The organism is Streptomyces sp. NPDC008139 (assembly GCF_042957025.1).
GTDB lineage: Bacteria > Actinomycetota > Actinomycetes > Streptomycetales > Streptomycetaceae > Actinacidiphila.
In genome coordinates this window covers 424,411-450,754 of sequence record NZ_JBIBHM010000007.1, presented here as the reverse complement: position 1 = coordinate 450,754, position 26,344 = coordinate 424,411, and the positions used below count along the sequence as shown (strand labels likewise).

25 protein-coding genes and 3 tRNA genes are annotated in these 26,344 nt (G+C 70.4%); 11 read left to right on the top strand and 17 right to left on the bottom strand.

What is annotated here, in order from left to right:
* Positions 1 to 49: 49 nt before the first annotated feature.
* Genes ACFZBB_RS17610 through ACFZBB_RS17600 form a run of 3 tightly spaced genes read right to left on the bottom strand, consistent with a single transcriptional unit; the run spans position 50 to position 3,018 of the window.
* On the bottom strand, positions 50 to 1,285 hold the full coding sequence (locus ACFZBB_RS17610) for a D-alanine--D-alanine ligase (protein ID WP_391123060.1): 1,236 nt from the start codon (positions 1,283 to 1,285) through the stop codon (positions 50 to 52).
* A 12-nt stretch (positions 1,286 to 1,297) separates the two neighbouring features.
* Positions 1,298 to 2,299 carry an NAD(P)H-dependent glycerol-3-phosphate dehydrogenase gene (locus tag ACFZBB_RS17605; RefSeq protein ID WP_391123057.1) on the bottom strand — a complete coding sequence of 334 codons (1,002 nt, stop codon included), beginning with the start codon at positions 2,297 to 2,299 and terminating at the stop codon, positions 1,298 to 1,300.
* Positions 2,296 to 3,018, bottom strand: coding sequence for a 1-acyl-sn-glycerol-3-phosphate acyltransferase (locus ACFZBB_RS17600; RefSeq protein WP_391123054.1), 723 nt, complete (start codon positions 3,016 to 3,018; stop codon positions 2,296 to 2,298). The genes ACFZBB_RS17605 and ACFZBB_RS17600 overlap by 4 nt, the downstream gene beginning before the upstream one ends.
* Before the next feature lie 151 nt (positions 3,019 to 3,169).
* Between ACFZBB_RS17600 and cofC the strand changes: the two genes are divergently transcribed.
* Both cofC and ACFZBB_RS17590 read left to right on the top strand, forming a co-directional pair.
* Positions 3,170 to 3,823, top strand: a complete 654-nt coding sequence (gene cofC / locus ACFZBB_RS17595; RefSeq protein WP_391123051.1) for a 2-phospho-L-lactate guanylyltransferase — start codon at positions 3,170 to 3,172, stop codon at positions 3,821 to 3,823.
* Between the two features lie 71 nt (positions 3,824 to 3,894).
* Positions 3,895 to 4,122 (top strand): hypothetical protein, encoded by a 228-nt coding sequence (locus ACFZBB_RS17590; protein ID WP_391123048.1) that lies wholly within the window; start codon positions 3,895 to 3,897, stop codon positions 4,120 to 4,122.
* A 175-nt stretch (positions 4,123 to 4,297) separates the two neighbouring features.
* Here the strand turns inward: ACFZBB_RS17590 and ACFZBB_RS17585 are convergent, their stop codons facing one another.
* From ACFZBB_RS17585 to leuC, 4 genes are all read right to left on the bottom strand, one after another.
* Positions 4,298 to 4,912, bottom strand: a complete 615-nt coding sequence (locus tag ACFZBB_RS17585) for an HU family DNA-binding protein (RefSeq protein WP_391123045.1) — start codon at positions 4,910 to 4,912, stop codon at positions 4,298 to 4,300.
* A 132-nt stretch (positions 4,913 to 5,044) separates the two neighbouring features.
* Entirely contained in the window at positions 5,045 to 5,269 is a 225-nt protein-coding gene (locus tag ACFZBB_RS17580; RefSeq protein WP_188284977.1) for a hypothetical protein, read from the bottom strand.
* Between the two features lie 220 nt (positions 5,270 to 5,489).
* Positions 5,490 to 6,095 (bottom strand): 3-isopropylmalate dehydratase small subunit, encoded by a 606-nt coding sequence (gene leuD, locus ACFZBB_RS17575; protein WP_355349427.1) that lies wholly within the window; start codon positions 6,093 to 6,095, stop codon positions 5,490 to 5,492.
* Between the two features lie 6 nt (positions 6,096 to 6,101).
* Entirely contained in the window at positions 6,102 to 7,526 is a 1,425-nt protein-coding gene (gene leuC, locus ACFZBB_RS17570; RefSeq protein WP_391123042.1) for a 3-isopropylmalate dehydratase large subunit, read from the bottom strand.
* A 183-nt stretch (positions 7,527 to 7,709) separates the two neighbouring features.
* On the opposite strand from leuC, the gene ndgR reads away from it, so the two are divergent.
* Complete coding sequence (gene ndgR / locus ACFZBB_RS17565) at positions 7,710 to 8,426, top strand: IclR family transcriptional regulator NdgR (protein ID WP_188284974.1); 717 nt, start codon at positions 7,710 to 7,712, stop codon at positions 8,424 to 8,426.
* Positions 8,427 to 8,582: 156 nt separating this feature from the next.
* On the opposite strand, the gene ACFZBB_RS17560 is transcribed toward ndgR, so the two are convergent.
* The 6 genes from ACFZBB_RS17560 to ACFZBB_RS17535 form a co-directional block, all read right to left on the bottom strand.
* Positions 8,583 to 8,655: transfer RNA gene (locus ACFZBB_RS17560), tRNA-Glu, on the bottom strand.
* Positions 8,656 to 8,716: 61 nt separating this feature from the next.
* Positions 8,717 to 8,789 (bottom strand) — tRNA-Glu (locus ACFZBB_RS17555).
* Between the two features lie 27 nt (positions 8,790 to 8,816).
* Positions 8,817 to 8,888: transfer RNA gene (locus ACFZBB_RS17550), tRNA-Gln, on the bottom strand.
* Positions 8,889 to 8,974: 86 nt separating this feature from the next.
* A complete protein-coding gene (locus tag ACFZBB_RS17545) occupies positions 8,975 to 9,694 on the bottom strand; it encodes an HAD-IA family hydrolase (protein ID WP_391123039.1) in 720 nt (239 codons plus the stop codon).
* Between the two features lie 22 nt (positions 9,695 to 9,716).
* Positions 9,717 to 10,532: a fumarylacetoacetate hydrolase family protein gene (locus tag ACFZBB_RS17540; protein ID WP_391123036.1), complete on the bottom strand. Its 816-nt coding sequence runs from the start codon at positions 10,530 to 10,532 to the stop codon at positions 9,717 to 9,719.
* Between the two features lie 35 nt (positions 10,533 to 10,567).
* The gene (locus ACFZBB_RS17535) at positions 10,568 to 10,771 is read right to left on the bottom strand and encodes a hypothetical protein (protein WP_391123033.1); all 204 of its coding nucleotides are present in this window, start codon (positions 10,769 to 10,771) and stop codon (positions 10,568 to 10,570) included.
* A gap of 580 nt (positions 10,772 to 11,351) precedes the next feature.
* Between ACFZBB_RS17535 and ACFZBB_RS17530 the strand changes: the two genes are divergently transcribed.
* The 8 genes from ACFZBB_RS17530 to ACFZBB_RS17495 all read left to right on the top strand — a co-directional run bounded on the left by ACFZBB_RS17530 (position 11,352) and on the right by ACFZBB_RS17495 (position 22,206).
* Positions 11,352 to 15,446 carry a nitrate- and nitrite sensing domain-containing protein gene (locus ACFZBB_RS17530; RefSeq protein ID WP_391123030.1) on the top strand — a complete coding sequence of 1,365 codons (4,095 nt, stop codon included), beginning with the start codon at positions 11,352 to 11,354 and terminating at the stop codon, positions 15,444 to 15,446.
* Positions 15,447 to 15,455: 9 nt separating this feature from the next.
* A complete protein-coding gene (locus ACFZBB_RS17525) occupies positions 15,456 to 15,869 on the top strand; it encodes a roadblock/LC7 domain-containing protein (RefSeq protein ID WP_317452960.1) in 414 nt (137 codons plus the stop codon).
* A gap of 73 nt (positions 15,870 to 15,942) precedes the next feature.
* Entirely contained in the window at positions 15,943 to 16,350 is a 408-nt protein-coding gene (locus ACFZBB_RS17520) for a DUF742 domain-containing protein (RefSeq protein ID WP_093717892.1), read from the top strand.
* Complete coding sequence (locus tag ACFZBB_RS17515) at positions 16,331 to 16,939, top strand: ATP/GTP-binding protein (protein WP_391050368.1); 609 nt, start codon at positions 16,331 to 16,333, stop codon at positions 16,937 to 16,939. Before ACFZBB_RS17520 ends, ACFZBB_RS17515 begins: the two co-directional genes overlap by 20 nt.
* A gap of 489 nt (positions 16,940 to 17,428) precedes the next feature.
* Entirely contained in the window at positions 17,429 to 20,530 is a 3,102-nt protein-coding gene (locus ACFZBB_RS17510; RefSeq protein WP_391123027.1) for a nitrate- and nitrite sensing domain-containing protein, read from the top strand.
* Positions 20,531 to 20,539: 9 nt separating this feature from the next.
* A complete protein-coding gene (locus ACFZBB_RS17505) occupies positions 20,540 to 20,953 on the top strand; it encodes a roadblock/LC7 domain-containing protein (RefSeq protein ID WP_033173109.1) in 414 nt (137 codons plus the stop codon).
* A gap of 94 nt (positions 20,954 to 21,047) precedes the next feature.
* A complete protein-coding gene (locus ACFZBB_RS17500) occupies positions 21,048 to 21,626 on the top strand; it encodes a DUF742 domain-containing protein (RefSeq protein WP_391123024.1) in 579 nt (192 codons plus the stop codon).
* Complete coding sequence (locus tag ACFZBB_RS17495) at positions 21,607 to 22,206, top strand: ATP/GTP-binding protein (RefSeq protein WP_355349403.1); 600 nt, start codon at positions 21,607 to 21,609, stop codon at positions 22,204 to 22,206. Before ACFZBB_RS17500 ends, ACFZBB_RS17495 begins: the two co-directional genes overlap by 20 nt.
* Positions 22,207 to 22,308: 102 nt before the next feature.
* On the opposite strand, the gene ACFZBB_RS17490 is transcribed toward ACFZBB_RS17495, so the two are convergent.
* The 4 genes from ACFZBB_RS17490 to ACFZBB_RS17475 form a co-directional block, all read right to left on the bottom strand.
* Positions 22,309 to 22,530, bottom strand: coding sequence for an acyl-CoA carboxylase epsilon subunit (locus tag ACFZBB_RS17490; RefSeq protein WP_391123021.1), 222 nt, complete (start codon positions 22,528 to 22,530; stop codon positions 22,309 to 22,311).
* Between the two features lie 2 nt (positions 22,531 to 22,532).
* Positions 22,533 to 24,116 carry a carboxyl transferase domain-containing protein gene (locus ACFZBB_RS17485; RefSeq protein WP_391123018.1) on the bottom strand — a complete coding sequence of 528 codons (1,584 nt, stop codon included), beginning with the start codon at positions 24,114 to 24,116 and terminating at the stop codon, positions 22,533 to 22,535.
* A 168-nt stretch (positions 24,117 to 24,284) separates the two neighbouring features.
* On the bottom strand, positions 24,285 to 25,160 hold the full coding sequence (locus tag ACFZBB_RS17480; RefSeq protein ID WP_391123016.1) for an aldolase/citrate lyase family protein: 876 nt from the start codon (positions 25,158 to 25,160) through the stop codon (positions 24,285 to 24,287).
* Positions 25,157 to 26,239 carry an aldolase/citrate lyase family protein gene (locus ACFZBB_RS17475; RefSeq protein WP_391123013.1) on the bottom strand — a complete coding sequence of 361 codons (1,083 nt, stop codon included), beginning with the start codon at positions 26,237 to 26,239 and terminating at the stop codon, positions 25,157 to 25,159. Before ACFZBB_RS17475 ends, ACFZBB_RS17480 begins: the two co-directional genes overlap by 4 nt.
* Between the last annotated feature and the right edge of the window lie 105 nt (positions 26,240 to 26,344).

The window sequence follows — 26,344 nt, the reverse complement described above, 5'->3', positions numbered from 1 at the left end:
GGGTTCGGCTGTCCGTCTGAAGGCCGCGCACAGGCGCGGCCCCGGCGTGCTAGCGCAGGCCGGTCGAGCGGCGCAGCGCCGCCTGGATGAGCAGGTCGACCAGTTGCCGGTAGTCGACGCCCGTCTCCTGCCACATCCGCGGGTACATCGAGATCGGGGTGAAGCCCGGCATCGTGTTGATCTCGTTGATGACGAACTCCCCGCTGTCCAGCAGGAAGAAGTCGGCGCGGACCAGGCCTTCGCAGGACGCGGCCTCGAACGCCTCGACGGCGAGCCGCCGTACCTCGGCGGTCTGCTCCTCGGTGAGCGGCGCAGGAACGATTCCCTCGGCGGAGTCGATGTACTTCGCCTCGAAGTCGTAGAACGCGTGGCTGGTGACCGGCGGGATCTCGGCCGGTACGGAGGCGCGCGGGCCGTCCTCGAACTCCAGGACGCCGCACTCGATCTCGCGTCCGCGCAGCAGCGCTTCGACGATGACCTTGGGGTCGTGCCGCCGGGCCTCGGTGATGGCCGCGTCGAGCCCTTCCGGGCCTTCGACCTTGGTGATGCCGAAGGACGATCCGGCGCGGGCGGGCTTCACGAACAGCGGCCAGCCGTGCTCGGCGGCGAAGTCGGTGACCTTGCGGCGTACGGCGTCGCTGTCGCGTTCCCATTCGCGGGGACGGATGACGGTGTAGGGGCCGACGGCCAGGCCGAAGGAGGTGAAGACGCGCTTCATGTACTCCTTGTCCATGCCGACGGCGGAGGCGAGCACGCCTGCGCCGACGTACGGGACGCCGGAGAGTTCGAGCAGCCCCTGGAGGGTGCCGTCCTCGCCGTACGGGCCGTGCAGCATGGGGAAGACGACGTCGACCTCGCCGAGCGCCTTGGGGACGGCGCCCGCTTCGGTGTAGACGACCTCGCGGTTGGCCGGGTCGACCGGGAGCATGACGGCGCCCTCGTGGTCGGTGACCTGTTCGACGGTCGGCATCCGGCGGTCGGCGATGGCCATCCGCTCGGGGGCGTCCGCGGTCAGTGCCCAGCGGCCCTCGGAGGTGATGCCGATGGGCAGGACGTCGTACTTGTCGCGGTCGATGGCGCTGAGCACGCTGGCCGCGGTGACCACCGAGACGCCGTGCTCGGAACTGCGTCCGCCGAAGACGACCGCGACCCGCGGCTTGCGCGGGTAGTTCTCGCTCGCGTGGCCTACCACGCGCCGGTCCGCGTACGGGTCCGCGGTCCGGTCCGGGCCGGATTCGCGCCGGTCAGGGCTCTGGGAGCTGTCGTGGGATGCAAGGTTGCTCATGTCGCGATGACCCTACCGTTCCGGCTTGGCGGAGCGTGACATCAACTCCTGTACGGCCACGACGGGCGGTTTCCCGTTGTGCACGATGTCGACCACGGTGTCCGTCAGCGGCATGTCGACGCCGTGCCTGCGGGCCAGATCGGCCACGGACTCGCAGGACTTGACGCCCTCGGCCGTCTGGCTGGTGACGGCGATGGTCTCTGCCAGGGTCATGCCCCGGCCGAGGTTCATGCCGAAGGTGTGGTTGCGCGACAGCGGTGAGGAGCAGGTGGCGACCAGGTCGCCCATGCCCGCGAGGCCGGCGAAGGTGTGCGCGTCGGCGCCCATCGCCATGCCGAGCCTGGCGGTCTCGGCCAGGCCGCGGGTGATCAGGGACGCCTTGGTGTTGTCGCCCAGGCCCATGCCGTCGGCGATGCCGACCGCGAGGCCGATGACGTTCTTGACGGCGCCGCCCAGTTCGACGCCGACGACGTCGGTGTTGGTGTACGGGCGGAAGTAGCCGGTGTGGCAGGCGGCCTGGAAGCGGCGGGCGACCGCTTCGTCGCGGCTGGCGACGACGGCGGCGGCGGGCTGCCTGGCGGCGATCTCCGGGGCGAGGTTGGGGCCCGACAGGACGGCGACGCGGTCGGGTCCGGCCTTGGCGACCTCCTCGATCACCTCGCTCATCAGCTTGGCGGTGCCCAGTTCGACGCCCTTCATCAGGCTGACCAGGACCGCGTCGGGGCGCAGCAGCGGTGCCCAGTCGGCGAGGTTGGCGCGCAGCGTCTGGGACGGGACGCACAGGACGACGAATTCGGCGTCGGCGGCGGCTTCCGCGGGGTCCGCGGTGGCGGTGACGGCGGCGGGCAGTTCGAGGTCGGGGAGGTATTCGGGGTTCCTGCGCTCGGCGTTGATCGCCGCGGTCAGCTCGGGGCGGCGGCCCCAGAGCGCCACCTCGCACCCGGCGTCGGCGAGGATCATCGAGAAGGCGGTGCCCCAGGAGCCGGTGCCGTAGACGGCGCAGCGGACCGTCATGCGCCCTCCCGTGCCTTGCGCGGGTCGTAGAGACCGGCGGGCGCGGGTTCCCGGCGTACCTCGGCGAGCAGCGCGGTGACCGCGAGCATGATGGTCTCGGTGACGGCGCGCAGCACGTCGGGGGTGGGGTCCTGGCCGTAGAACGCGGTCAGGTCGACGGGTTCGCCCGCGAGGACCCGCAGCGTCTTGCGCGGCAGCAGGCGTACGCGCTTGCTCCTGGCGTACGGCGGCACGGCCTCGTTGGCGCCCCACTGGGCGACGGGGATCACTGGCGCCTTGGTGAGCAGCGCGACGCGGGCGACGCCGGTCTTGGAGACCATCGGCCACATGTCGGGGTCACGGGTGAGGGTGCCTTCGGGGTAGAAGGCGACGCACTCGCCGGAGTTGATGGCGTCGACGGCGGCGCGGAAGGCGTTCGCGGCGTCGGTGGTCTCGCGGAAGACGGGGATCTGGCCGGTGCCGCGCAGCATCGTGCCGACGAAGAAGGGTTTGAAGAGCCCCGCCTTGGCCAGGAAGCGGGGGACGCGGCCGGTGTTGTACTGGAAATGCGCGTACGACAGCGGGTCCAGGTACGAGTTGTGGTTCACCGCCGTGATGAAACCGCCGTCGGCCGGAATGTGCTCCATTCCGTGCCAGTCCCGCTTGAACAGCACAATGAGCGGCGGTTTCGCGATGACGGCCGCCAGGCGGTACCAGAAACCGATTCTGCGGCGGGACACCAGGACTCCTCTTCGTTGCTGTGACGCTGCGCTCGTACAGGCTCGTGCAGCACCACCCGTGCGGCAGCCGCACAAGTCTGCGGCTATGGACACGTTAACGCCAGGGCCCGGCGGCCCGTGGGGCGCCTGGGGAAGGCCGCACAATGGTGCGGTGGCGATAGATGTGACCTGGAAGTGGTCCCTTGTCGTGCCGCTGAAGCCGCTGGCCGTGGCCAAGAGCCGGTTGGCCACGGCGGCCGGTGCGGTGCGGCCCGCGCTGGCCCTGGCGTTCGCGCTGGACACGGTCGCGGCGGCGCTGGCCTGCGCCGAGGTGGCCGACGTGACCGTGGTCACGGACGACGAGCGGGCCGGGGCGGAGCTGGCCGCCCTGGGAGCCTTCGTGGTGCCCGACGCCCCGGCGGCGGGGCTGAACGCCGCGCTGCGGTACGGGGCGGACCGGGTGCGGGCCCGCGATCCGTACGCGGCGGTCGCGGCGCTGAACGGCGATCTCCCGGCCTTGCGGCCCGCTGAGCTGGCGTTGGTGCTCCGGGAGGCGGCGGGCGGCCAGGAGCGGGCTTTTCTGGCCGACGCGGCCGGTGTGGGGACAACCTTGCTCGCCGCTCCGCGCGGTTCGGCCCTCTCCCCCGCCTTCGGCGGCGCCTCCCGCGCCCGCCACCTGGCCACCGGGGCCCGCGAGATCGCCCTGCGGCGGGTGCCGTCGGTGCGGCAGGACGTGGACACCGGCGACGACCTGCGCGCGGCCCTGGCCCTGGGCGTCGGCGAGCGTACGGCGCTGGCCGCCGCCGGGCTGCTGATCGCGGACTGAACCACCGGCCAGGCCGGGCACCCGTGCCGTGACCGGCGGTCTCCCCCGGGCCGGGCACTAGGCTGCGGCCCATGCAGGCAACCGCGTTCACCTACGACCCCGAGACCCGCGGCGGCAGCGTGCTCCTCGACGACGGGACGCCGCTGCCCTTCGACGCCGCCGCCTTCGACGCGGGCGGCCTGCGCCTCCTGCGCCCCGGCCAGCGCGTCCGCATCCGCACCGACGGCTCCGCCGACACCCGCCGGGTGGTCTTCATCACCCTCCAGACCTTCCCGGACCCGATGGGACCGAAGGTGTAGCGAAGGGGCTCCCTGACGCAGGGCGGTTCGCCGGTAGCCGGCGAGCCGAAGGCGGGTCCAAGCCGCCCATGGGGGCACCCCCGGACGGAGTCCGGGGGGAAGGCCGCAGAAAAAACGAGCGCGGGCCGGGCTCCCCTGGGGGAACCCGGCCCGTCGCGGTCCGTGGGACGGACTACTACCTGGTGGCGCTCCGCTTGGCGGCGGTCTTGCGGGCGGTCGCGCGCTTGGCCGGGGCCTTCTTCGCGGCGGCCTTCTTGGCCGGGGCCTTCTTGGCCGCCGCCTTCTTGGCGGTGGTCTTCTTGGCCGTGGCCTTCTTGGCGGTGGTCTTCTTGGCCGCCGTGGTCTTGGCCGCGGCGGTCTTCTTGGTGGCGGTCTTCTTCGCGACCGTCTTCTTGGCCGCGGTGGCCTTCTTGGCCGCCGCCTTCTTGGTGGTGGTCTTGGTGGTGGTGGAAGCACCGCCGCTGAGGCTGCCCTTGGGCGCCTTCTTCACCGCGACATCGTTCTTCGGGAGCTTCTTGGTGCCGCTGACCAGGTCCTTGAAGCCCTGACCCGCGCGGAACCGCGGCACCGAGGTCTTCTTGACCCGGACCCGCTCCCCGGTCTGGGGGTTGCGGGCGTAACGGGCCGGACGCTCCACCTTCTCGAACGAACCGAAACCGGTGACCGAGACCCGGTCGCCCGAGACCGTCGCACGGACGATCGCGTCGAGAACCGCGTCAACCGCGTCCGCGGCGGCCTGGCGGCCACCTACCTTGTCGGCAATCGCTTCTACGAGCTGCGCCTTGTTCACGTCTTCCCCTTCGGAAACTTGCCCGGCGAATGAGTGCGGGCTTTTTCGCACGCTAGGCGGATATATACCGCAAATCAAATACGAAACGGGCGAATCACCCTTGTGCCGCAACGAACTCGGTGCTCTACGGGATCAGCGATCCGGGATTCCGAGGTCGTCCAACTCAGCCGTTAACACGTCCAGGCGCCGTGCCGCGTCGGCGAGATCGTGCTTCGCCACAGCGGTCACCGCGAGCAGCCGGCGACTCAACTCCCGCCGTGTCCCATCAGGGACTTCGGGATTCGCGACGCGCAGATGCGCCTGCTTCAGACGCGCGGCGAGAACCCCGTAGAGCTGGAGTTGGCCGTCGCGTTCCATGCGTCGATTGTGCCATCTGCGGCGAGTTGTCGGGAGCGACAGGGCCAACCGGGTGTTCCGGGCCGTTTTCCGGACACTCCTGGACCGCCCGGAGGGACCCTCCTGGGCCGCCCCCACGGGCACTTCGGGACCGGCCCAGACATCGCCCGGACACGCAGAAGCGCCCTCTGCGGACGGGCAGAGGGCGCTTCTTGGGGCCGAACGGGGCCGAACGGGTCGGTCAGACCTGCACGGTGCTCGGCTTGAAGGACGGCCGGCCGGCTTCGAACGCCGAGATGTCGGCCTCGTTGGCGAGGGTCAGGCTGATGTCGTCCAGCCCTTCCAGCAGCCGCCAGCGGGCGTTGTCGTCCAGCTCGAACGCCTCGGTCAGCGACACACCGGGGCCCTCGGCGCGCACCTCGCGGGCCACCAGGTCGACGGTGATCTCGGCCTGCGGGTCGGCCTCGACCAGCTTCCAGAGCGATTCCACCGTCTCCTGCGGCAATACGACCGTGAGCAGGCCGTTCTTCAGCGAATTGCCGCGGAAGATGTCCGCGAAGCGGGACGAGATCACGGTCTTGAAGCCGTAGTTCTGCAAGGCCCAGACCGCGTGTTCGCGCGACGAACCGGTGCCGAAGTCGGGTCCGGCGACGAGCACGGTGGCGCCCTGCCGCTCGGGGGCGTTGAGGACGAAGTTCTCGTCCTTGCGCCAGGCTTCGAACAGCCCGTCCTCGAATCCGTTGCGCGTGACCTTCTTCAGCCAGTGCGCGGGGATGATCTGGTCGGTGTCCACATTGCCGCGGCGCAGCGGTACGGCCCGGCCGGTGTGCGTGGTGAAGGCTTCCATGGGGGCTCAGACCTCCGTCAGGACAGGGGCGTCGGACAGGTCGGCGGGCGAGGCGAGGTGGCCGAGCACCGCGGTGGCGGCGGCCACCTGCGGGGAGACCAGGTGCGTACGGCCGCCCTTGCCCTGCCGTCCCTCGAAGTTGCGGTTCGAGGTGGACGCGGAGCGCTCGCCGGGGGCGAGTTGGTCCGGGTTCATACCCAGGCACATCGAGCAACCCGCGTGCCGCCATTCGGCGCCGGCGGCGGTGAACACCTTGTCCAGGCCCTCCTCGACGGCCTGCAACGCGACCCGTACGGAGCCCGGCACGACCAGCATGCGGACGCCGTCGGCCACCTTGCGGCCCTCGACGACCGACGCGGCGGCCCGCAGGTCCTCGATCCGGCCGTTGGTGCAGGAGCCGACGAAGACGGTGTCCACGGCGACCTCGCGCAGCGGCTGGCCCGCGGACAGGCCCATGTACTCCAGCGCCTTCTCGGCGGAGAGCCGGTCGCCGGGGTCGGCGAAGGACGCCGGGTCCGGCACGGCCGCGCTCAGCGGAGCGCCCTGGCCGGGGTTGGTGCCCCAGGTGACGAACGGCGCCAGGGTGGCGGCGTCGATCCGCACCTCGTGGTCGAAGACCGCGTCGTCGTCGGTGCGCAGCGTCTTCCAGTACGCCACCGCCGCGTCCCAGTCCGCGCCCTTGGGGGCGTGCACGCGCCCTTCCAGGTAGTCGAACGTGGTCTGGTCGGGGGCGATCATGCCGGCCCGCGCGCCCGCCTCGATCGACATGTTGCAGACGGTCATCCGCGATTCCATCGACAGCTTCTCGATGGCGGAGCCGCGGTATTCGATGACATAACCCTGGCCGCCGCCGGTGCCGATCTGCGTGATCACGGCGAGGATCAGGTCCTTGGCGGTGACGCCGGGCGGCAGTTCGCCGTCCACGGTGATCGCCATCGTCCTGAACGGCGCGAGCGGCAGCGTCTGGGTGGCCAGCACGTGCTCGACCTGGGAGGTGCCGATGCCGAACGCCAGCGCGCCGAAGGCGCCGTGCGTGGAGGTGTGCGAGTCGCCGCAGACCACCGTGGTGCCCGGCTGCGTCAGCCCGAGTTGCGGGCCCACCACGTGGACGACGCCCTGCTCGACGTCGCCCAGCGGGTGCAGCCGTACGCCGAACTCCGCGCAGTTCTTGCGCAGCGTTTCGAGCTGGGTGCGGGAGACCGGGTCGGCGATGGGCTTGTCGATGTCGAGGGTGGGGGTGTTGTGGTCCTCGGTGGCGATGGTGAGGTCGGTACGCCGCACCGGTCGGCCGTTCATCCGCAGCCCGTCGAACGCCTGGGGGCTGGTCACCTCGTGGAGCAGGTGAAGATCGATGAAGAGCAGATCGGGCTCGCCCTCGACGCGGCGGACGACATGGTCGTCCCAGACTTTTTCCGCGAGTGTCCTACCCATCGCTGTCCCTCCGGCCCGCACCCTCGCGGGCCAACTCGTGTGTGGTGCACGTGTATGCCGGACGCCGTCGGTTCCCCTGGTGTCTCCGCGGGAGCACGGCGGTCCTGCCCTGTGCCCCCAGCCTGACGGCTTCCCTGGAAAATTGAGCTTGCGTTTCACAGTGTGAGACGCGAATATCGTTGCATGGACAATTCTAGCGGCGTCGGCGTTCTCGACAAGGCGGCTCTGGTGCTCAGCGCACTGGAGTCGGGACCGGCCACCCTGGCCGGCCTCGTCGGCGCCACGGGCCTGGCCCGCCCCACCGCGCACCGCCTGGCGGTCGCGCTCGAACACCACCGCATGGTGGCCCGCGACATGCAGGGCCGCTTCATCCTGGGACCGCGGCTGTCGGAGCTGGCCGCCGCCGCGGGCGAGGACCGGCTGCTGGCGACGGCGGGCCCGGTCCTGACCCACCTGCGGGACGTCACGGGAGAAAGTGCCCAGCTCTACCGCCGTCAGGGCGACATGCGCATCTGCGTGGCCGCGGCGGAGCGCCTTTCCGGCCTGCGGGACACCGTGCCGGTCGGCTCCACGCTCCCGATGAAGGCCGGGTCCGCCGCACAGGTCCTGATGGCCTGGGAGGAGCCCGAGCGGCTGCACCGCGGCCTCCAGGGCGCGCGCTTCACCGCCACCGCGCTGTCGGGCGTACGCCGCCGCGGCTGGTCGCAGTCGATCGGCGAGCGGGAGCCCGGTGTCGCCTCGGTGTCGGCGCCGGTCCGCGGCCCCTCCAACCGCGTGGTCGCCGCCGTCTCCGTCTCGGGACCGATCGAGCGGCTGACCCGGCACCCGGGCCGGATGCACGCGCAGGCCGTCATCGACGCCGCGGCCCGGCTGAGCGAGGCGCTGCGCCGCAGCGGCTGAACCGTCCTCGGCAGGGGCCGCCGGTGTGCGAACGCCCCTGCCCGGTACGGCGGTTGGACCCGCGGGAGAGGACGACGGCCGAGAACGGCGGCCGGAAATGAAAAAGGCCCCCACCTGAGTGAGGACCTCGGCCGTACCGTTACTTCTCTGCTTGCGTACCCCCGACCGGATTCGAACCGGCGCTACCGCCTTGAGAGGGCGGCGTGCTAGGCCGCTACACAACGGGGGCCCTAGCGATCCTGCATCATGACCAACGGGTGCGACCCAGGTGATCACGCGGGAAGGATCTGTACCCCCGACCGGATTCGAACCGGCGCTACCGCCTTGAGAGGGCGGCGTGCTAGGCCGCTACACAACGGGGGCTCGCACTGCAATGCACTGAACTATGCGCTGGGGTACCAGGACTCGAACCTAGAACAACTGAACCAGAATCAGCCGTGTTGCCAATTACACCATACCCCATCAAAACGCAACCCCTTGCGGGATTGTGCTTGGATCACGCCCCCCTGCCGGACCTTTCGGCCCTCTCGGGCGGCGCAGGAAGAACATTACCCGATGCGGGACACCGCTCCAAAACGAGTATCGCCGCGCAGCAGGTCAGCAAGCTCGGCGAGACCGGTGATACGGGTGAGGTCGGGACGGGAGCCGAGGTCGTGGCGGTCCAGCCAGATGCCGACCAGGCCCGCGTCGGCCGCGCCGCGGGCGTCGATGTCCGGCTCGTTGCCCACGTACGCGACCTCGTGCGGCTCCAGGGACAGCGCCTCGCAGGCCGCGTGGAAGGCCGCGGCGGCGGGCTTGGAGACCCCCAGCTCCGCGGCGCACAGCAGCACCTCGAAGCGGTCCCGTACGCCCAGCGCCCGCAGCTTGCGGTCCTGTACGACAAAGGCGGAGTTGGACAGCACCGCGTGCCGGTAGTGAGGGGTGAGGCCGTCCAGGGCGGGTACGGCGTCGGGGAAGAGCGACCAGGCGGCCTCGTAGTGCGTGCGGTGGCGGTCGAACCACTCCTCGGACTCCGCGTCCGTCAGCGGCAGCCCCAGGAAGTCGCGCACGCGGTCCCTGCGCTGCGCCTCGAAATCGCACTCCCCCGCCGAGAACCGCGCCCAGTGGAGCTCGGTCAGCTCGGCCCAGCGCAGCGCGGCGGCGTCCACGCTCTCGCACCCGTCCGGCAGCCCCTCGACGGCCAGATGGGCCCGCAGGCCGACGCGGTCGGCGCTCGCGTAGTCGAAGATCGTGTCGTCGATGTCCCAGAGAACCGCTCGTATCGGCATAACGCCCAGGGTACGAAGCGGGTCAGCCCCGCGCGACGACCTTGTTGGTCAGGGTGCCGATGCCCTCGACCGTCACGGAGACCTCGTCACCCGGCCGGATCGGGCCGACGCCCGCGGGGGTGCCGGTGAGCAGCACGTCACCGGGGAGCAGCGTCATCGCCTCGGTGATGTTGACGATCAGGTCCTCGATCGAGTTGATCATCTGGGCGGTGCGGCCCGCCTGGCGCAGCTCGCCGTTGACCGTCGCGGTGATGGCGAGGTCGGAGGGGTCGAGGTCGGTCTCGATCCAGGGGCCGAGCGGGCAGGAGGAGTCGAAGCCCTTGGCGCGCGCCCACTGCTTCTCGGTGCGCTGGGTGTCGCGGGCCGTCACGTCGTTGGCGCAGGTGTAGCCGAGGATGACGTCGCGGACCCGCTCGCGCGGCACCTCGCGGCACAACCGGCTGATGACGACGGCCAGTTCGGCCTCGTGGTGCACCTCCTGCGAGAAGGAGGGGTACACGATCGGGTCGCCGTGGCCGATCACGGAGGTGGAGGGCTTGAAGAAGGCCCAGGGCGCCGTCGGCACCTCGTGGCCCAACTCCTTCGCGTGGTCCGCGTAGTTGCGGCCGATGGCGACAACCTTGTTCGGCAGCACGGGCGGCAGCAGCCGCACCTTGTCGAGCGGGACCCGCGTACCGGACAGCTCGAAGTCCGCGAAGGGGATGCCCTTCATGATGTTGATGACGAGGCCGTCGTGGCCGGCTGTTCCGCCGTCGCCTTCGCCGCCGTCGGTGCCTTCGGCCGCTTCGACAGCCCCAAAGGCGACATTGCCGTCGATCGAGAACCTCGCGATACGCATGGGCCCAGCTTAGTGGCCGGGCCCATACGCGCCGATCAGGCGGTGGGCAGCTCGTGCAGGACGGTGCGGCGCGGGTTCGCGGTGACCTGCGGCAGGGGCTCGGCGACGGCCTGCTCGGCGGTCGTAGCGGCTTCGGTGCCCGACGCGGCGGGGACCCCGAGTTCAGCGGCGTCCTTGAGGTGCGCGAGGGTGGTGCGGCGCGGGTTCGCGATCGGACGGAACAGCATGGTGGTCTTCATCGGCCGTGTGGACCTCGGTGGCTCGGGGCGCCCGCAGGGCGCGGGTTGACAGAAAACCGCGATGTGTAAAGCACCAGGCTAGTGCGGCCCTTTCCCGGAACAACGTGGCCCAGACATGCATCAGGCTGTGATTTTGCTCACTAAGTGAGTCGCAAAGCAGGCATTGCGCGCATCCGACCGGCAGACTCAAACCGGTCAAGTCCCACACAGTCGTACGATTCAGCCGTCATCGACCCGACTGGGACAGCGAGCGACTCGTGCGAACAGGGGGGCACTAGGTCCGGAATCCCCCGCTTTCACCAAATCAGATGTCAACACTCAGTGCTTGGCCCGACGCGACGAGTAACGGATTCCAACAGGTCGGCTACGGCCCTTGTTGGGAGATCCAGCACTGTGCTGGAATTCCCCGGACCGCCGCATCACATCGAGCCGGCGCGCAGGGGGCGCGTTCGAGCACCGAGCGGTGGTGAAGGGCATCAATCGGCCTCCTCGCAACCCGGGGCGGCCTGAGCCCCCATGACTCGACACCGTCCTGTCCGCTTCATCGCGGGGGACGCCTGGTCCAGAGGTTGCGACGCTAGTGCAGGGACGTTTCAAGAGGGACAGCGGCGCTGCGGGCGACCCGGAGCAGCAGCCCGGCGGGACCGGCAACGGCCCGACACCGCAGCAGGCGGGTGACTCGGCGAGCACTGCGCCGGGCACGACGGCTGCCACCGGACGACCGAGCACGCCCAGCGGCATCGAGGCGGGCAAGATCACCGGTCTCGCGGGCAAGCCGGGGCCCCGAATAGCCATGCGCAACTGGCGCATCAGCACCAGACTCGTCTCCCTGCTCGCCCTCCCGGTGGTCACCGCCACCGTCCTGGGTGGCATGCGCATCAACAGCTCGCTGGACAACATCAACCAGCTCGAGCACATGAAGACGCTGACCGACATCACCGAGCACGCGACGCAGCTCGCCGCCGCGCTCCAGGAGGAACGGGACAGCTCGGCCGGACCGCTGTCGTCCGGCGACAAGACCAACGACGCGGTCGAGGCCTCCCGGCAGGCCACCGACCGCGAGTACAAGCAGTATCTGAACGCCAGCGACAACGTCTCCGAGCGCGACCCGGTCTTCTCCGGCGTCCGCGCCACCCTGCTGGCGATCGGCACGCAGCTCGCCAACCTGGCGGAGATCCGCGACGAGGCGTACACCTCGACCTCCACCATCTCGCAGACGGTCTCGCAGTACGACGACCTGGTGCAGTCCCTGCTCTCGCTGTCCCAGGACATGGCGCAGGCGACCAACAACCCCGAGATGATCCAGAGCACCCGCGCGCTGGCGGCCTTCTCCTCCGCCAAGGAGTACGAGTCGATCCAGCGCGCGGTGATCAGCGCCGCGCTGGCCACCGGCGGCAAGCTGAACGCCAACGACTACCAGTCGGTGAAGTACGGCGCAGCCAACGAGGACACCGCGCTCACCCGGTTCCAGAAGATCTACGGACCCAAGAGCGCGGCGCTGCTGACCCCGATCGAGGGCGGCAACCTCACGATCAGCGCGCACGACACCACGCGCCAGCGCATCGCCGCCTCGCAGAACGCGATCACCAAGATCGACAGCTCGTACCTCGACTGGGACGACGCGGCCAAGACCAAGATCCAGGCGATGAGCCAGATCGAGCGGTCGCTGCTCAACGAGATGCAGCAGAAGGCCCTCAAGCTGCAGAGCGAGGCCAAGCAGTCCGCGCTGATCTCCGGCGCGATCATCCTGCTGGTCCTCGGCGTCGCCGTGGTCGGCGCCTTCATCGTGGCCCGCTCGATGATCCGGTCGCTGCGCAGGCTCCAGCAGACCGCCAACGACGTGGCCCAGAAGCGGCTGCCCGAGCTGGTCAAGCAGCTCTCCGAGACCGACCCGCAGGACGTCGACACCTCGGTCGAATCGATCGGCATCAACAGCCGCGACGAGATCGGCCAGGTGGCGCGGGCCTTCGACGAGGTCCACAGCGAGGCCGTACGACTCGCCGCCGAGCAGGCCCTCCTGCGAGGGAACGTCAACGCGATGTTCACCAACCTCTCGCGCCGCAGCCAGGGCCTCATCCAGCGTCAGCTCTCGCTCATCTCCGAACTGGAGTCCCGCGAGGCCGACCCGGACCAGCTCTCCTCGCTCTTCAAGCTCGACCACCTCGCGACCCGCATGCGCCGTAACGGTGAGAACCTGCTGGTCCTCGCCGGTGAGGAGCCGGGCCGCCGGTGGACCCGCCCGGTCCCGCTGGTCGACGTGCTCCGCGCCGCCGCGTCCGAGGTGGAGCAGTACGAGCGGATCGAACTGACGTCGGTACCGTCGGCCGAGGTCACCGGCCGTATCGTCAACGACCTCGTCCACCTGCTCGCCGAGCTGCTGGAGAACGCGACGTCGTTCTCCTCGCCGCAGACCAAGGTGAAGGTCACCGGTCACTCGCTGCCGGACGGCCGGGTGCTGATCGAGATCCACGACACCGGTATCGGCCTGTCGCCCGAGGACCTCGCGGACATCAACGAGCGGCTGGCGAATCCGCCGACGGTGGACGTCTCCGTCTCCCGCCGCATGGGTCTGTTCGTGGTCGGCCGCCTGTCCCTGCGGCACGGCATCCGGATCCAGCTCCGCCCGTCCGACTCCGGCGGTACGACCGCGCTGGTCATGCTGCCCGTGGACGTCACGCAGGGCGGCCGTAACTCCAAGAACATCGGCCAGATGGGCGGCGGGCGCCCCCCGGGCGCTCCCCCGGCCGCCGCGGGCTCCGGCATCGCCGGCGCCTTCGGCAACTCGCCCAACGCCGCGCCGGTCAACCGGCCGCCGCAGCGCACCCCGGTCGCGGGCGGCCAGCAGCGTCCGGCGCTGAACCCCGGAGCGGGACGTCCCGGCGGTCCCCCGCAGCAGGGCGGCACGCCGCGCTGGGCGCAGGACCAGAACGGCGGCCAGCAGGGCTTCCCCGACGACCGCGGTCTCCAGGACACCCCGCGTGGCCACGAGGACGTCGAGGCGGCCTCCGCCTTCGACGCTCCCGGACAGGGCCCGCGCGGCGACTTCCAGCAGCCCGGTGGCGCCTTCGGCCGTCCCCCGGGCGGCGGTCAGGACTTCGGCCAGGGCGGTCAGGGCGGTCAGCAGGGCGGCCAGAACTTCGGCGGCCGGCAGGGCGGTCAGCAAGGTGGCCAGCAGAGCGGTCAGCAGCAGCCGGGCCAGTTCCCGCCGCCGCAGCCGCAGAGCACCGGCCCCTCCGGCTTCCGTTCCGACGTGTTCGGCGGTCGCTCGGGCCCCGCGCCGCGGCAGAACGGCCCCGCTGACACCACGCAGTTCCCGCCGGTCCGCGACGACGACTTCGCACCGACCGGCCAGGGCGGCCAGGGCCAGAGCCAGGGTCACGGCAACCAGGGCAACCAGGGCGGCGGTCGCGGCAACAGCGACACCGGGCAGTTCCCGGTGCAGGGCGGCCCCAACCCGGGCCTGCCGCAGCGCGGTGCCCGCAGCCCCGAAGAGACGTACAGCACCGGCCAGTTCGCGATGCCCGGCCAGCCGCAGGGCGGCCAGGGTCAGGGCGGTCCCGGCGACACGGCGCAGTTCCCGGCCGTGCAGCCCGACGGCACGGGCGAGTTCCGGATGCCCGGCCAGCAGCCGCAGGGCCGTCCGGGCCAGGGCGGTCAGCAGGGACAGGGCGGTCAGCCCGGTCAGCAGCAGGGCTTCCCCGGCAACAACCAGTACCAGGGCCCGCCCCCCAGCGGCCCGCGCCCCGACGCCTTCCCCGGCCAGGGTCTGCCGCAGCGCGGCGGCCCCCAGCAGGGCAACGGCGGCCAGGGCTACGACCAGAACCAGCAGCAGTACCAGGACCCGTACGGGACCGGGCAGTTCCCCGTGCAGCCGCAGCAGCCGCAGCAGGGCAACACCGGTCAGTACCCGGTCCAGCAGCCGATGCAGAGCCCGCAGCAGCCCCAGGCGCCGCAGCCTCAGCAGCAGCAGCCCCAGCAGCCCGCCGAGCCGATGGCGCTGCCCCCGGCCCCGACCCGCGGGGACGAGCCGACGCCGATCTTCTCGTCGATCGAGTCGGACTGGTTCCGTACCGGCCAGGCCGAGCGGATGCAGCAGATCCACGTGGAGCAGAGCGCGCGCGGCCAGGAGGCCCCGCCGGTCCGCCCGGTGGGCCGTACGGCTCCGCCCGCGGCCCCGCAGCGGTTCCGCCCGCAGCGCCCCGGCACGACGGCGCCCGGTGTCGGCAACGGCAACGGCGGGAACGGCAACGGGAACGGCGTCCAGCGCCCCGGCGGCGGTCAGCAGCAGCCCGTACAGGCGCCGCCCGCCTCCGTGCCCGCTTCGGCGCAGTACCAGGGCCAGGCGCCCGCCGCTCCGGTGGCGCAGCCGCTGCCCAGGGAGACCCCGAACTGGCGGACCTCGCCCAACGACGCGCTGCGTCAGCGGGCCGAGCAGATCCGCGAACCCTCGGCCGGCGGGGTCACTCCGTCGGGGCTGCCGCGCCGGGTGCCGAGGGCCAACCTCGTCGCCGGTGGCGCGGCGCCGCAGCAAGCGCCGCAGGGCGGCCCGCAGATCTCGCGGGCACCCGACGACGTACGCGGACGTCTGACCAACCTCCGCCGTGGTATCCAGCAGGGCCGCGAGGCCGGGGGCAACACCGACGGCCGTGGTTTCGGTACGAATCAGGAGCGTTAGTTGAGTGCGATGAGCCAGGCGGCACAGAACCTGAACTGGTTGATCACCAACTTCGTGGACAACACCCCCGGGGTGTCCCACACGGTGGTGGTCTCCGCCGACGGCCTGCTGCTCGCGATGTCCGACGGATTCCCCCGCGACCGCGCCGACCAGCTCGCCGCCGTCGCCTCCGGGCTGACCTCCCTCACGGCCGGGGCGTCCCGGATCTTCGAGGGCGGCGCGGTCAATCAGACCGTGGTGGAGATGGAGCGCGGCTTCCTCTTCATCATGTCGGTCTCCGAGGGTTCCTCCATCGCCGTGCTGGCGCACCCCGAGTGCGACATCGGCCTGGTCGGCTACGAAATGGCCCTGCTCGTCGACCGAGCGGGCACCGTCCTCACCCCGGATCTCCGTGCAGAGCTCCAGGGCAGCCTCATGCACTGAACCATCCGTCTCCCCCCATGTTTTTCCGTACTTCCCGCACCGCGACAGCACTGCCCGGACACGGAGGACCCTCATGACCCCGCCACCCGCTTCGCCGGGCCCGTACGGCGCGTCCCACCACGCGCCGTACGGGGTGGAAGGCGATCAGCCGCTGGTTCGGCCGTACGCCATGACAGGTGGCCGCACTCGGCCCCGCTACCAGCTCGCCATCGAGGCGCTGGTCAGCACAACCGCCGACCCGGGGCAGTACGCGGGGCTGCTGCCGGAACACCAGCGGATCTGCCATCTCACGCGCGAGATCAAGTCGGTCGCGGAGATCTCCGCTCTGCTCGCCATCCCGCTCGGTGTGGCCAGGATTCTTGTGGCCGACCTCGCCGAGGCCGGCATGGTCGCCATCCATCAGCCGGGCAGCGGCGAGGCGGGCGGCCAGCCTGATGTGACACTGCTTGAGAGGGTGCTCAGTGGACTTCGGAAGCTCTAGGCCGCAGCCGCAGCCGGCGTACGGCGCGCAGCAATCGGTGCGGTCCACCACGTCTGCGAAGATCGTGGTGGCGGGTGGCTTCGGTGTCGGCAAGACCACGTTCGTGGGTGCCGTGTCGGAGATCAACCCGCTGCGCACCGAGGCCGTGATGACCTCGGCCTCGGCCGGGATCGACGACCTGAGCCACGTCCAGGACAAGACCACCACCACGGTGGCCATGGACTTCGGCCGTATCACCCTGGACGACGACCTGATCCTGTACCTGTTCGGGACGCCCGGCCAGGACCGTTTCTGGTTCATGTGGGACGACCTGGTGCGCGGTGCGATCGGCGCCGTGGTGCTGGTGGACACCCGCAGGCTCGCGGACTGTTTCCCGGCCGTCGACTACTTCGAGAACAGCGGCCTGCCGTTCGTCATCGCCCTCAACGGCTTCGACGGACACCAGCCGTACCGTCCGGAGGAGGTGCGCGAGGCCCTCCAGATCGGGCCCGAGGCCCCCATCATCACGACCGACGCCCGCCATCGCGGCGAGGCGAAGAGCGCGCTGATCACGCTGGTCGAGCACGCGCTGCTTGCCCGGCTGAAGTAGCGGGCAGGCTCGGAAGAAGGCTCAACAGACAGGCGCCAGCGGCGAGTTGCTGGTGAAAACAAGCCACGGGGACCGGCTGTGTCAGGAGACACGGCCGGTCCCCGTCTTCATAACATTTCGAGAGAGTTTAGGCGGCCGTCGAACACGGCTCGCGCTCAGCCGGTGTCGCAGCGCGTACATCTGTCATATGGTTTGACGGGGGATTTTACTTATGCCCGTTTTATCTTCGCCGTTACTGTGCCGCGTCCCATATGCCGGACGTTTGGCTGGGGCCTACATGACGTGCTGGAATTCGCAGAACCCGAGAGTAGTAACGGCCTTCGTTCGTGCCGTCGCCGAGAGGTTGTTGGTCCAGTGAGGAACACGAGGCGAGCAGAAGCGGGCCCTGCTCAGGGTCCGCGGGGGAACTTCACGCCGCCCCAACGTCCCGGGGGCGCACCCGCCATCTCGGCTCCCGAGCCGCCGGACGACCCGGGCACCCGGCTGAGCATGCGCAACTGGCGGGTCGCGACCCGCCTCAACGTCATCCTGCTGATCCCGGTCCTGGTCGCCCTCGTCTTCGGCGGCTTCCGGGTCAAGAGCTCGGTCGACACCTGGAACCAGGCCGACGACGCCGTACGTACCGCGAATCTGGTACGCGCCGCCACGACCTACAGTCACGCACTGATCAACGAACGTGATGTCACCGCGGTTCCGCTGCTGGCCGGAAAGCGTGACGATGCGGCGGTCTCCACAGCCCGTGCCGCCACCGACGAGGCGGCCCGCGAATTCGACGCCGCCGCGGCCAAGATGCCGAACGAGGCCGGGCTCAAGCGCCGGATGGCCAACTTCAGGACCGTCGAGCCGCAGCTCGCCACGCTCCGCAAGGTCGCGTACACCCGTCAGCTCTCCGGGGTGCAGACCGAGGAGTTCTACGTCAAGATCCAGCACCCGCTGTTGGAACTGGACAATGAGCTGGGTTACGGCACCAGCAATGTCACCGCCTACGGCCGCACCCTCTACGCGGTGTCACTGGCCAAGGCCGCCGAGTCCCTGACCAGGTCGATCGGCACGCACATCCTGGTGCAGAAGCCGGTCTCCGACAAGGAGCTGGCCCTCCAGAAGACCGCGCTGGGCTCGTACCAGTACCTCCAGGGCATCTCGGTCGCGGAGTACAACGGCAGCGGTACGGCCGCGGACGTGCAGCGGCTGAAGGACGCGCAGGCCGCCGCGGAGAAGAAGGGCACCGACCTGATCGGCGAGGCGCAGCGCAAGGCGGAGGCCGCGCACACGGCGTTCGTCGTACCGCCGGACCTGCCGAAGATGGTCACCGAGATCGCCACGCCGGGGAAGACCGTCGCGCAGCTGCGCGCCGAGGGCATCACGCCCGAGTCGTACTTCGCCGCCTCCACGCTCTCCTTCGACGCGTACCACACGGTCGAGAACTCGCTGGCCGACCAGGCCGCGGCCGACGCCTCGACGATCGCGTCGAACGCCAAGCGGGACGCGATCGTGAACTCCGCGATCGTGATCGTGGCCCTGATCCTGGCCTTCATCGTGGCGGGCATGATGGCCCGCTCGATGAGCCGGGCGATGCGGCGGCTGCGCGGCGCGGCCTTCGAGATCGCCGAGACGCGGTTGCCGTCGATGGTCGACCAGCTCTCGCGGACCGACCCGGGCCGGGTGGACACCACCGTGGCGCCGATCCCGATCAACAGCCAGGACGAGATCGGCGAGGTCGCGCGCGCCTTCGACCAGGTGCACCGCGAGGCCGTGCGGCTCGCCGCGGAGCAGGCGCTGCTGCGGGGCAACGTCAACGCGATCTTCACCAACCTCTCTCAGCGCAACCAGGGCCTCATCCAGCGCCAGCTCACCCTGATCACCGAGCTGGAGAACAACGAGGCCGACCCCGACCAGCTCGAGCACCTCTTCCAGATGGACCACCTCGCCACCCGCATGCGCCGCAACGGCGAGAATCTGCTGGTCCTCGCGGGTGAGGAGCCGGGCCGGCAGTGGAATCAGCCGATTCCGCTGGTCGACGTGCTCCGCGCCGCCGCGTCCGAGGTGGAGGCGTACGACCGTATAGAGCTGGTCGGCATCCCGGAGACGGACATCCACGGCAGCGCCGTGACCGACCTGGTGCACCTGCTGGCCGAGCTGCTGGAGAACGCGACGACGTTCTCCTCGCCGCAGACCAAGGTACGGGTGACCGCGACCCGGCTGCCGGACGGCCGGGTGATGGTGGAGATCCACGACAAGGGCATCGGCCTGACCGCCGAGGACTTCGCGGACATCAACCACAAGCTGGCCGACCCGCCGACCGTCGATGTCGAGATCGCCAAGCGGATGGGCCTGTTCGTGGTCGGGCGGCTGTCCGACCGGCACGGCATCCGGGTGCAGCTCAGGCCGTCGGGCGAGCAGGCGGGTACGACCTCGCTGGTGATGCTGCCCGAGCCGATCACCCACGGCGGTGGCGGCGAGGCCCTGCTGCCGGAGGACGACGAGCGCGACTTCACCGTCTCGCGGATCGTGCCCGAGCAGTCGGTGCAGGACGTCGGCCACATGCCGACCGCGGCCGAGCTGGGCTTCGACGACTCGCGCTACGAGACCGCCGACGGTACGGCGGCGCCGACGCTCGACCCGGTGGGCCGGTCGCTGGTCCGCGAGGAGCGCCGCGCCCAGCTCGAAGCGGCCACGTCGGACCGGCAGGCCGACGAGCCGGGCTTCCCGGAGCAGAACGGTTTCCCCGGGCAGGGCGGCTACCCGGAGCAGGCGGAGCAGAACGGCTACCCGGAGCAGGGCCGGCAGGCGCAGCCCGCGTACGACCCGAGCTTCGACCCCGGCTATCAGCAGCAGACCTACGAGCAGGGCTTCCAGTCCGGTTACGAGCAGCAGGGCTACCAGCAGAACGGCTTCCCCGAGAGCGCGCGGGCCTTCGACGACGGCGCGGTGCCGGGGTACGGACAGGGCGCCCAGCAGGGCTATGACCAGGGCGTCCCGCAGGGCTTCGACCAGGGATTCGACCAGTCCTACGACCCCGCGTACGGCCAGAGCTTCCAGCCGGAGTTCACCGGTTACCAGGCACCGTCGCAGGAGTGGCCGGTTCCGGAGCCCCCGCAGGAGCCCGAGCCGCGGGCGGACGTAACGGAATCCGCTCCGCCGCTCCCCCAGCGGCCGTCCGAGAGCGTAGGCTCCCCTTCGCTGACGGACGCGGGTTTGCCGCGCCGTGACCGCCAGCGGCCGGAACCACCTCAGGAACAGCCTGCTCAGGAGGCTCCAGAGCCCCGGCAGCACCGGGAACCGGAGCCGACGACCGAATGGCGGTCGACGAATGACGAGAACTGGCACCGGGCCGAGCAGGTCCGCGAGCCCAAGGCGGGCGGGGTCACCCCCTCGGGCCTGCCCCGACGGGTGCCCAAGGCCAATCTGGTCCCGGGTACCGCGGCGCAGACCCCGCAGGGCGGCCCACAGGTCTCCCGCGCCCCCGAGGACGTACGCGGCAGGTTGAGTAACCTGCGGCGTGGCGTCCAGAAGGGACGCACTGCTGGAACTGATACGAACGGACAGGCCACCGAGCACCCATTCGGCGGCCCCCAGAACCAGGAGCGCTAGTTGAGTCCGATGAGCCAGGCGGCACAGAACCTGAACTGGTTGATCACCAACTTCGTGGACAACACCCCCGGGGTGTCCCACACGGTGGTGGTCTCCGCCGACGGCCTGCTGCTCGCGATGTCCGACGGATTCCCCCGCGACCGCGCCGACCAGCTCGCCGCCGTCGCCTCCGGGCTGACGTCGCTCACCGCCGGAGCCTCCCGCATCTTCGAGGGCGGCTCCGTCAACCAGACCGTGGTGGAGATGGAGCGCGGCTTCCTCTTCATCATGTCCGTCTCCGACGGATCCTCGCTGGCCGTACTGGCGCACCCCGAGTGCGACATCGGCCTGGTCGGCTACGAAATGGCCCTGCTCGTCGACCGAGCGGGCACCGTCCTCACCCCGGACCTGCGGGCCGAGCTTCAGGGCAGCCTGCTCAACTAGCTCGAACAGCGTCAACAAAGCGAAGGGCAGCGGTCGTCCGAGTACCAGCCGGGTACTCGGACGGGGGATCGCAGCCGTATCAGGAGGAGGACTCGTGAGCACGTCCCCCGGTGGAGACCCGTACGGCAGCCAGCATCAGCCGCCCCTCAACCCCTACAACTTCCCCTCGGCGCCCTCTCCGGAACCCGAGCCGCAGTACCGGCAACCGCGTATCCAGCCCTACGCGCCGCCGCAGGGCCCCCGCCACGGCGGCGGCAGCGGCGGTCACGGGGGCGGCGGCAGTTACGGGAACGGCGGTGGGAGCGGCGACGCGAGCAAGCGGCCCCCCGCCCCTTCCGGGCTCGTCCGCCCTTACGCGATGACCGGCGGCCGTACCAGGCCGCGTTACCAGCTCGCCATAGAGGCGCTGGTCAGTACCACCGCCGACCCCGAGCGACTGCGTGGGCAGTTGCCGGAACACCAGCGGATCTGCCTGCTCTGCCGGGAGATCAAGTCGATCGCGGAGATCTCCGCTCTGCTGACGATTCCGCTCGGTGTGGTCCGGATTCTCGTGGCCGACCTGGCTGAGGCCGGACTGGTCCAGATCCACCAGCCCGGCGGCGACGAGTCCTCGGGCGGACAGCCAGCCGTGACATTGCTTGAAAGGGTGCTCAGTGGACTTCGGAAGCTCTAGCGGGGGCTCCAGCGGGGGCGATACGGTCCGCCGGTCGACCACGTCTGCGAAGATCGTGGTGGCCGGCGGGTTCGGCGTGGGCAAGACCACGTTCGTCGGGGCCGTGTCGGAGATCAATCCGTTGCGCACCGAAGCAGTGATGACGTCCGCGTCGGCCGGGATCGACGATCTGACGCACGCGCCGGACAAGACCACGACGACCGTGGCGATGGACTTCGGCCGCATCACGCTCGACGAGGATCTGATCCTCTATCTGTTCGGCACGCCGGGGCAGGACCGTTTCTGGTTCATGTGGGACGACCTCGTGCGCGGCGCGATCGGCGCGATCGTGCTGGTCGACACGCGGCGCCTGGCGGACTGCTTCCCTGCCGTCGACTACTTCGAGAACAGCGGCCTGCCGTTCGTCATCGCCCTCAACGGCTTCGACGGACACCAGCCGTACGGTCCCGAGGAGGTGCGCGAGGCCCTCCAGATCGGGCCCGAGGCCCCCATCATCACGACGGACGCGCGCAATCGCGGCGACGCCAAGAGCGCGCTCATCACGCTGGTCGAGCACGCCCTGATGGCGCGGCTGCGGTAGGCGCCGGGTCCCCTCTCCCGTAACGGCTTCGGGCCCCACCGCTTTCGCGGTGGGGCCCGAAGTCGTCGTGGGTCGCGCCGGGCGGCCCGTGGAAGGTGCGGCTCAGCCCTGCCAGGAGTGCGGGGCGCGGAAGCCGGGGGTGCGCTCCAGGCGGCGCCAGCCGGCCGTGGAGCGGCGCTTGGGGGAGTCGGCGGCCTCGGGGGCGTCACCGGCGGCGGCACGCGCCAGCAGGATGGCGGTGAGCGCGGCCAGCTCCTCAGGAGCGGCGTGCCCCTTCTCGACGCGCACGAGGGAATCGGCGGGAGTGCTCAAGGTGGTCTCCATGACTACTGGGGCGGGTTGCCGTGCTTGCGCGACGGCAGGTCCGCGTGCTTGGTGCGGAGCATCGCCAGCGAGCTGATCAGCACCGCGCGGGTGTCCGCGGGGTCGATCACGTCGTCGACGAGGCCGCGCTCGGCCGCGTAGTACGGGTGCATCAGCTCGGCCTTGTACTCCTTGACCATGCGCGTCCGCATCGCCTCGGGGTCGTCGGCCTCCGCGATCTGGCGGCGGAAGATGACGTTGGCGGCGCCTTCGGCTCCCATCACCGCGATCTCGTTGGTGGGCCAGGCGTAGGTCAGGTCGGCGCCGATGGACTGCGAGTCCATGACGATGTACGCGCCGCCGTACGCCTTGCGCAGGATGATCGAGATGCGCGGCACGGTGGCGTTGCAGTACGCGTACAGCAGCTTCGCGCCGTGCCGGATGATGCCGCCGTGCTCCTGGGAGACGCCGGGCAGGAAGCCCGGCACGTCCAGCAGCGTGACCAGCGGGATGTTGAAGGCGTCGCACATCTGGACGAAGCGGGCGGCCTTCTCGGACGCCTCGATGTCCAGCACACCGGCCAGCGACATCGGCTGGTTGGCGATGATGCCGACCACCTGGCCGTCGAGCCGGGACAGCGCGCAGATGATGTTGGTCGCCCAGCGCTCGTGGATCTCCAGGAACTCGCCCTCGTCGACGATCTCCTCGATGACCTTGCGCATGTCGTAGCCGCGGCTGCCGTCGGCCGGCACCAGGTCGAGCAGGACGTCGCCGCGCCGGTCGGCCGGGTCGTGGCTCTCGACGGCGGGCGGGTTCTCGCGGTTGTTCTGCGGGAGCAGCGAGAGCAGGTAGCGCACCTCTTCGAGGCAGGTCTGCTCGTCGTCGTACGCGAAGTGCGAGACGCCGGAGACCTCGGAGTGGACGTCCGCGCCGCCGAGCCCGTTCTGCGTGATCTTCTCGCCGGTCACGGCCTGGACGACATCGGGACCGGTGATGAACATCTGCGAGGTCTCGCGGACCATGAACACGAAGTCCGTGAGCGCCGGGCTGTACGCCGCGCCGCCCGCGCACGGGCCGAGCATCACCGAGATCTGCGGGATCACGCCCGACGCCTTGGTGTTGCGCTGGAAGATGCCGCCGTATCCGGCGAGCGCCGAGACGCCCTCCTGAATGCGGGCTCCGGCACCGTCGTTGAGGGAGATCAGGGGCGCGCCGGCCGAGATGGCCATGTCCATGATCTTGTGGATCTTGGTGGCGTGCGCTTCACCGAGCGCGCCGCCGAAGATCCGGAAGTCGTGGGCGTAGACGAAGACCGTACGGCCGTGGACGGTGCCCCAGCCGGTGATGACGCCGTCGGTGTAGGGCCGCTTGGCTTCGAGACCGAAGCCGACCGCACGGTGCCGCCGCAGCGGTTCCACCTCGCGGAAGCTGTCCTCGTCGAGCAGCAGATCGATCCGCTCGCGGGCGGTGAGCTTGCCCTTGGCCTTCTGGGCCTCGGTCGCCCGCTCGCTCGGCCCGCGACGGACCTGCTCGCGGATGGCGAGCAGATCGGCTACGCGACCGCGGGCGTCGTTCACGTCCGCAGGCACCTCTTGCGATGTGGTCATGCCTCGACAGTACGAGCGGGAACCGAATAACGGGCCATCTACTTCGTACAGTGTCCGTCCGCACTTCATGGTGGATCCCAACAGAAGCGCACGCGGGCGGGGCCCCACCCCCCGCTGGCCGGGCCCCGCTTCTTGTCGCTTTTTGCCCGTCCTTGACGGGCATTCGGGTCAACGTCCGGCGACCGCCTCGGCCAGGGCGAGGACCCTGCGGGCCTCTTCCACGTGCAGATTCTCGATCATCCTGCCGTCCACGGTGACCACGCCGCGCCCCTGTGACGTGGCCTCTTCGAAGGCTTCGACGATCCGGCGGGACCTGTCGATCTCCTCCTGCGCGGGGGCGAAGATCCGGTTGCACGGTTCGAGCTGCGTGGGGTGGATCAGCGTTTTGCCGTCGAAGCCGAGCTGCCTGGCTTGTCGGGTCTCGGCTTCGAAGCCGGGCAGATCACGTACGTCGTTGTAGACACCGTCCAAGACGGCCTTGCCGCTGGCGCGGGCCGCGAGCAGGGCGAGCGACAGACCGGTGAGCAGCGGGGCCCTGCCCGGTACGTGCTCGGCGCGCAGTTCCTTGGCGAGGTCGTTGGTGCCCATGACGAGGACGGTGAGCCGCGGGGAGGCCGCCGCGATGGCCGCGGCGGCGAAGACGGCCCGCGGTGTCTCGATCATCGCCCAGATCGCGGTGCGGTCCGGGGCTCCGGCCCTCACCAGGGCCGCCTCGACCTCCCGTACGGTCTCCGGGGAGTCGACCTTCGGTACGACGACGGCGTCCGGGGCCGCTTCCGCCGCGGCCTTCACGTCGTCGGCGTGCCAGGGGGTGCCGGGCGCGTTGACCCGGATGGTCACCTCGCGGTAACCGTACTCGCCGCTCGCCGCGGCCTCGGCGACGCGCTTGCGGGCGTCGGCCTTGGCGTCGGGGGCGACGGAGTCCTCCAGGTCGAGGATGAGGGCGTCGGTGGGGAGGGTCTTGGCCTTCTCCAGGGCGCGGTCGTTGGCGCCGGGCATGTAGAGGACGGAGCGGCGGGGGCGGGGGGTGGTCCGGTCGTTCATCGGGTGTCCTCCTTGTCGGCCTTCTCGGCCTTCTCCGCCGCCGCGTAGGCGTCGGCCAGCTCCGGGTCGCGGGCGGCGAGGGCGTCCGCCAGTTCCGACACCACCAGGCACTGCTTGTACGTGGCGTCGTCCTGCATCTTGCCGTCGATCATCACCGCGCCCGTACCGTCGCCCATGGCGTCGATCACCCGGCGCGCCCAGGCCACGTCCTCGGGGGCGGGCGAGAAGACCCGCTTCGCGACGGCGATCTGCACCGGGTGCAGCGACCACGCGCCGACGCACCCGAGCAGGAAGGCGTTGCGGAACTGGTCCTCGCAGGCCGTCACGTCCTGGATGTCCCCGAAGGGCCCGTAGTACGGCAGAATCCCGTGCGCCGCGCAGGCATCGACCATTCGGGCGATCGTGTAGTGCCACAGGTCCTGCTGGTACGTCGCCCGGGGCGCGCCGTCGCCCTTCGGGTCCTCCCGCACCAGGTAGCCGGGGTGTCCCCCGCCGACCCTGGTGGTCTTCATCCGGCGGCTCGCGGCGAGGTCGGCCGGGCCGAGCGACAGCCCCTGCATCCGGGGGCTCGCGCCCGCGATCTCCTCCACATTGGCGACGCCGGTCGCCGTCTCCAGGATCGCGTGCACCAGGATCGGCCGTTCGACGTGTGCCTTGGCCTCAAGCTGCGCCAGCAGCCGGTCCACGTAGTGGATGTCCGCCGCGCCCTCCACCTTCGGCACCATGATGACGTCGAGCCGGTCGCCGATCTCCGTCACCAGCGTCAGCAGGTCGTCCAGCGCCCAGGGCGAGTCCAGGCTGTTGATCCGCGTCCACAACTGCGTGTCGCCGAAGTCGTTCGCCTTCGCGACCGCCACCAGGCCCTCGCGCGCCGCCACCTTGCGGTCCGCCTGTACGGCGTCCTCCAGATTCCCCAGCAGCACGTCGACCTGCGGAGCGAGCGTCGGCACTTTCGCCGCCATCTTCTCGTTGCCGGGATCAAAGAAGTGGATCATCCGCGAGGGCCGGAACGGCACCTCCCGCACGGGGGCCGGTGCCCCCACGGCCAACGGCCGAAAGAAGTCCTTCGCCGAGCGCATGCCATCTCCCGTTTCATCGATCGAGGGTGGGGAGCCTACGTCTGTGCGCGCACGTATGAGCCCGCCCGCGCCCATCCGTACGCCGCTCACCTTATGACCGCGCCC

What these genes read in the sequence shown, in the direction of transcription:
- ACFZBB_RS17610 (WP_391123060.1), bottom strand. Translation starts at nt 1,285, where the DNA reads ATGAGCAACCTTGCATCCCACGACAGCTCCCAGAGCCCTGACCGGCGC.
- ACFZBB_RS17605 (WP_391123057.1), bottom strand. Translation starts at nt 2,299, where the DNA reads ATGACGGTCCGCTGCGCCGTCTACGGCACCGGCTCCTGGGGCACCGCC.
- ACFZBB_RS17590 (WP_391123048.1), top strand. Translation starts at nt 3,895, where the DNA reads ATGCAGGCAACCGCGTTCACCTACGACCCCGAGACCCGCGGCGGCAGC.
- ACFZBB_RS17580 (WP_188284977.1), bottom strand. Translation starts at nt 5,269, where the DNA reads ATGGAACGCGACGGCCAACTCCAGCTCTACGGGGTTCTCGCCGCGCGT.
- leuD (WP_355349427.1), bottom strand. Translation starts at nt 6,095, where the DNA reads ATGGAAGCCTTCACCACGCACACCGGCCGGGCCGTACCGCTGCGCCGC.
- leuC (WP_391123042.1), bottom strand. Translation starts at nt 7,526, where the DNA reads ATGGGTAGGACACTCGCGGAAAAAGTCTGGGACGACCATGTCGTCCGC.
- ndgR (WP_188284974.1), top strand. Translation starts at nt 7,710, where the DNA reads ATGGACAATTCTAGCGGCGTCGGCGTTCTCGACAAGGCGGCTCTGGTG.
- ACFZBB_RS17545 (WP_391123039.1), bottom strand. Translation starts at nt 9,694, where the DNA reads ATGCCGATACGAGCGGTTCTCTGGGACATCGACGACACGATCTTCGAC.
- ACFZBB_RS17540 (WP_391123036.1), bottom strand. Translation starts at nt 10,532, where the DNA reads ATGCGTATCGCGAGGTTCTCGATCGACGGCAATGTCGCCTTTGGGGCT.
- ACFZBB_RS17535 (WP_391123033.1), bottom strand. Translation starts at nt 10,771, where the DNA reads ATGAAGACCACCATGCTGTTCCGTCCGATCGCGAACCCGCGCCGCACC.
- ACFZBB_RS17525 (WP_317452960.1), top strand. Translation starts at nt 15,456, where the DNA reads ATGAGCCAGGCGGCACAGAACCTGAACTGGTTGATCACCAACTTCGTG.
- ACFZBB_RS17520 (WP_093717892.1), top strand. Translation starts at nt 15,943, where the DNA reads ATGACCCCGCCACCCGCTTCGCCGGGCCCGTACGGCGCGTCCCACCAC.
- ACFZBB_RS17510 (WP_391123027.1), top strand. Translation starts at nt 17,429, where the DNA reads ATGCGCAACTGGCGGGTCGCGACCCGCCTCAACGTCATCCTGCTGATC.
- ACFZBB_RS17505 (WP_033173109.1), top strand. Translation starts at nt 20,540, where the DNA reads ATGAGCCAGGCGGCACAGAACCTGAACTGGTTGATCACCAACTTCGTG.
- ACFZBB_RS17490 (WP_391123021.1), bottom strand. Translation starts at nt 22,530, where the DNA reads ATGGAGACCACCTTGAGCACTCCCGCCGATTCCCTCGTGCGCGTCGAG.
- ACFZBB_RS17485 (WP_391123018.1), bottom strand. Translation starts at nt 24,116, where the DNA reads ATGACCACATCGCAAGAGGTGCCTGCGGACGTGAACGACGCCCGCGGT.
- ACFZBB_RS17480 (WP_391123016.1), bottom strand. Translation starts at nt 25,160, where the DNA reads ATGAACGACCGGACCACCCCCCGCCCCCGCCGCTCCGTCCTCTACATG.
- ACFZBB_RS17475 (WP_391123013.1), bottom strand. Translation starts at nt 26,239, where the DNA reads ATGCGCTCGGCGAAGGACTTCTTTCGGCCGTTGGCCGTGGGGGCACCG.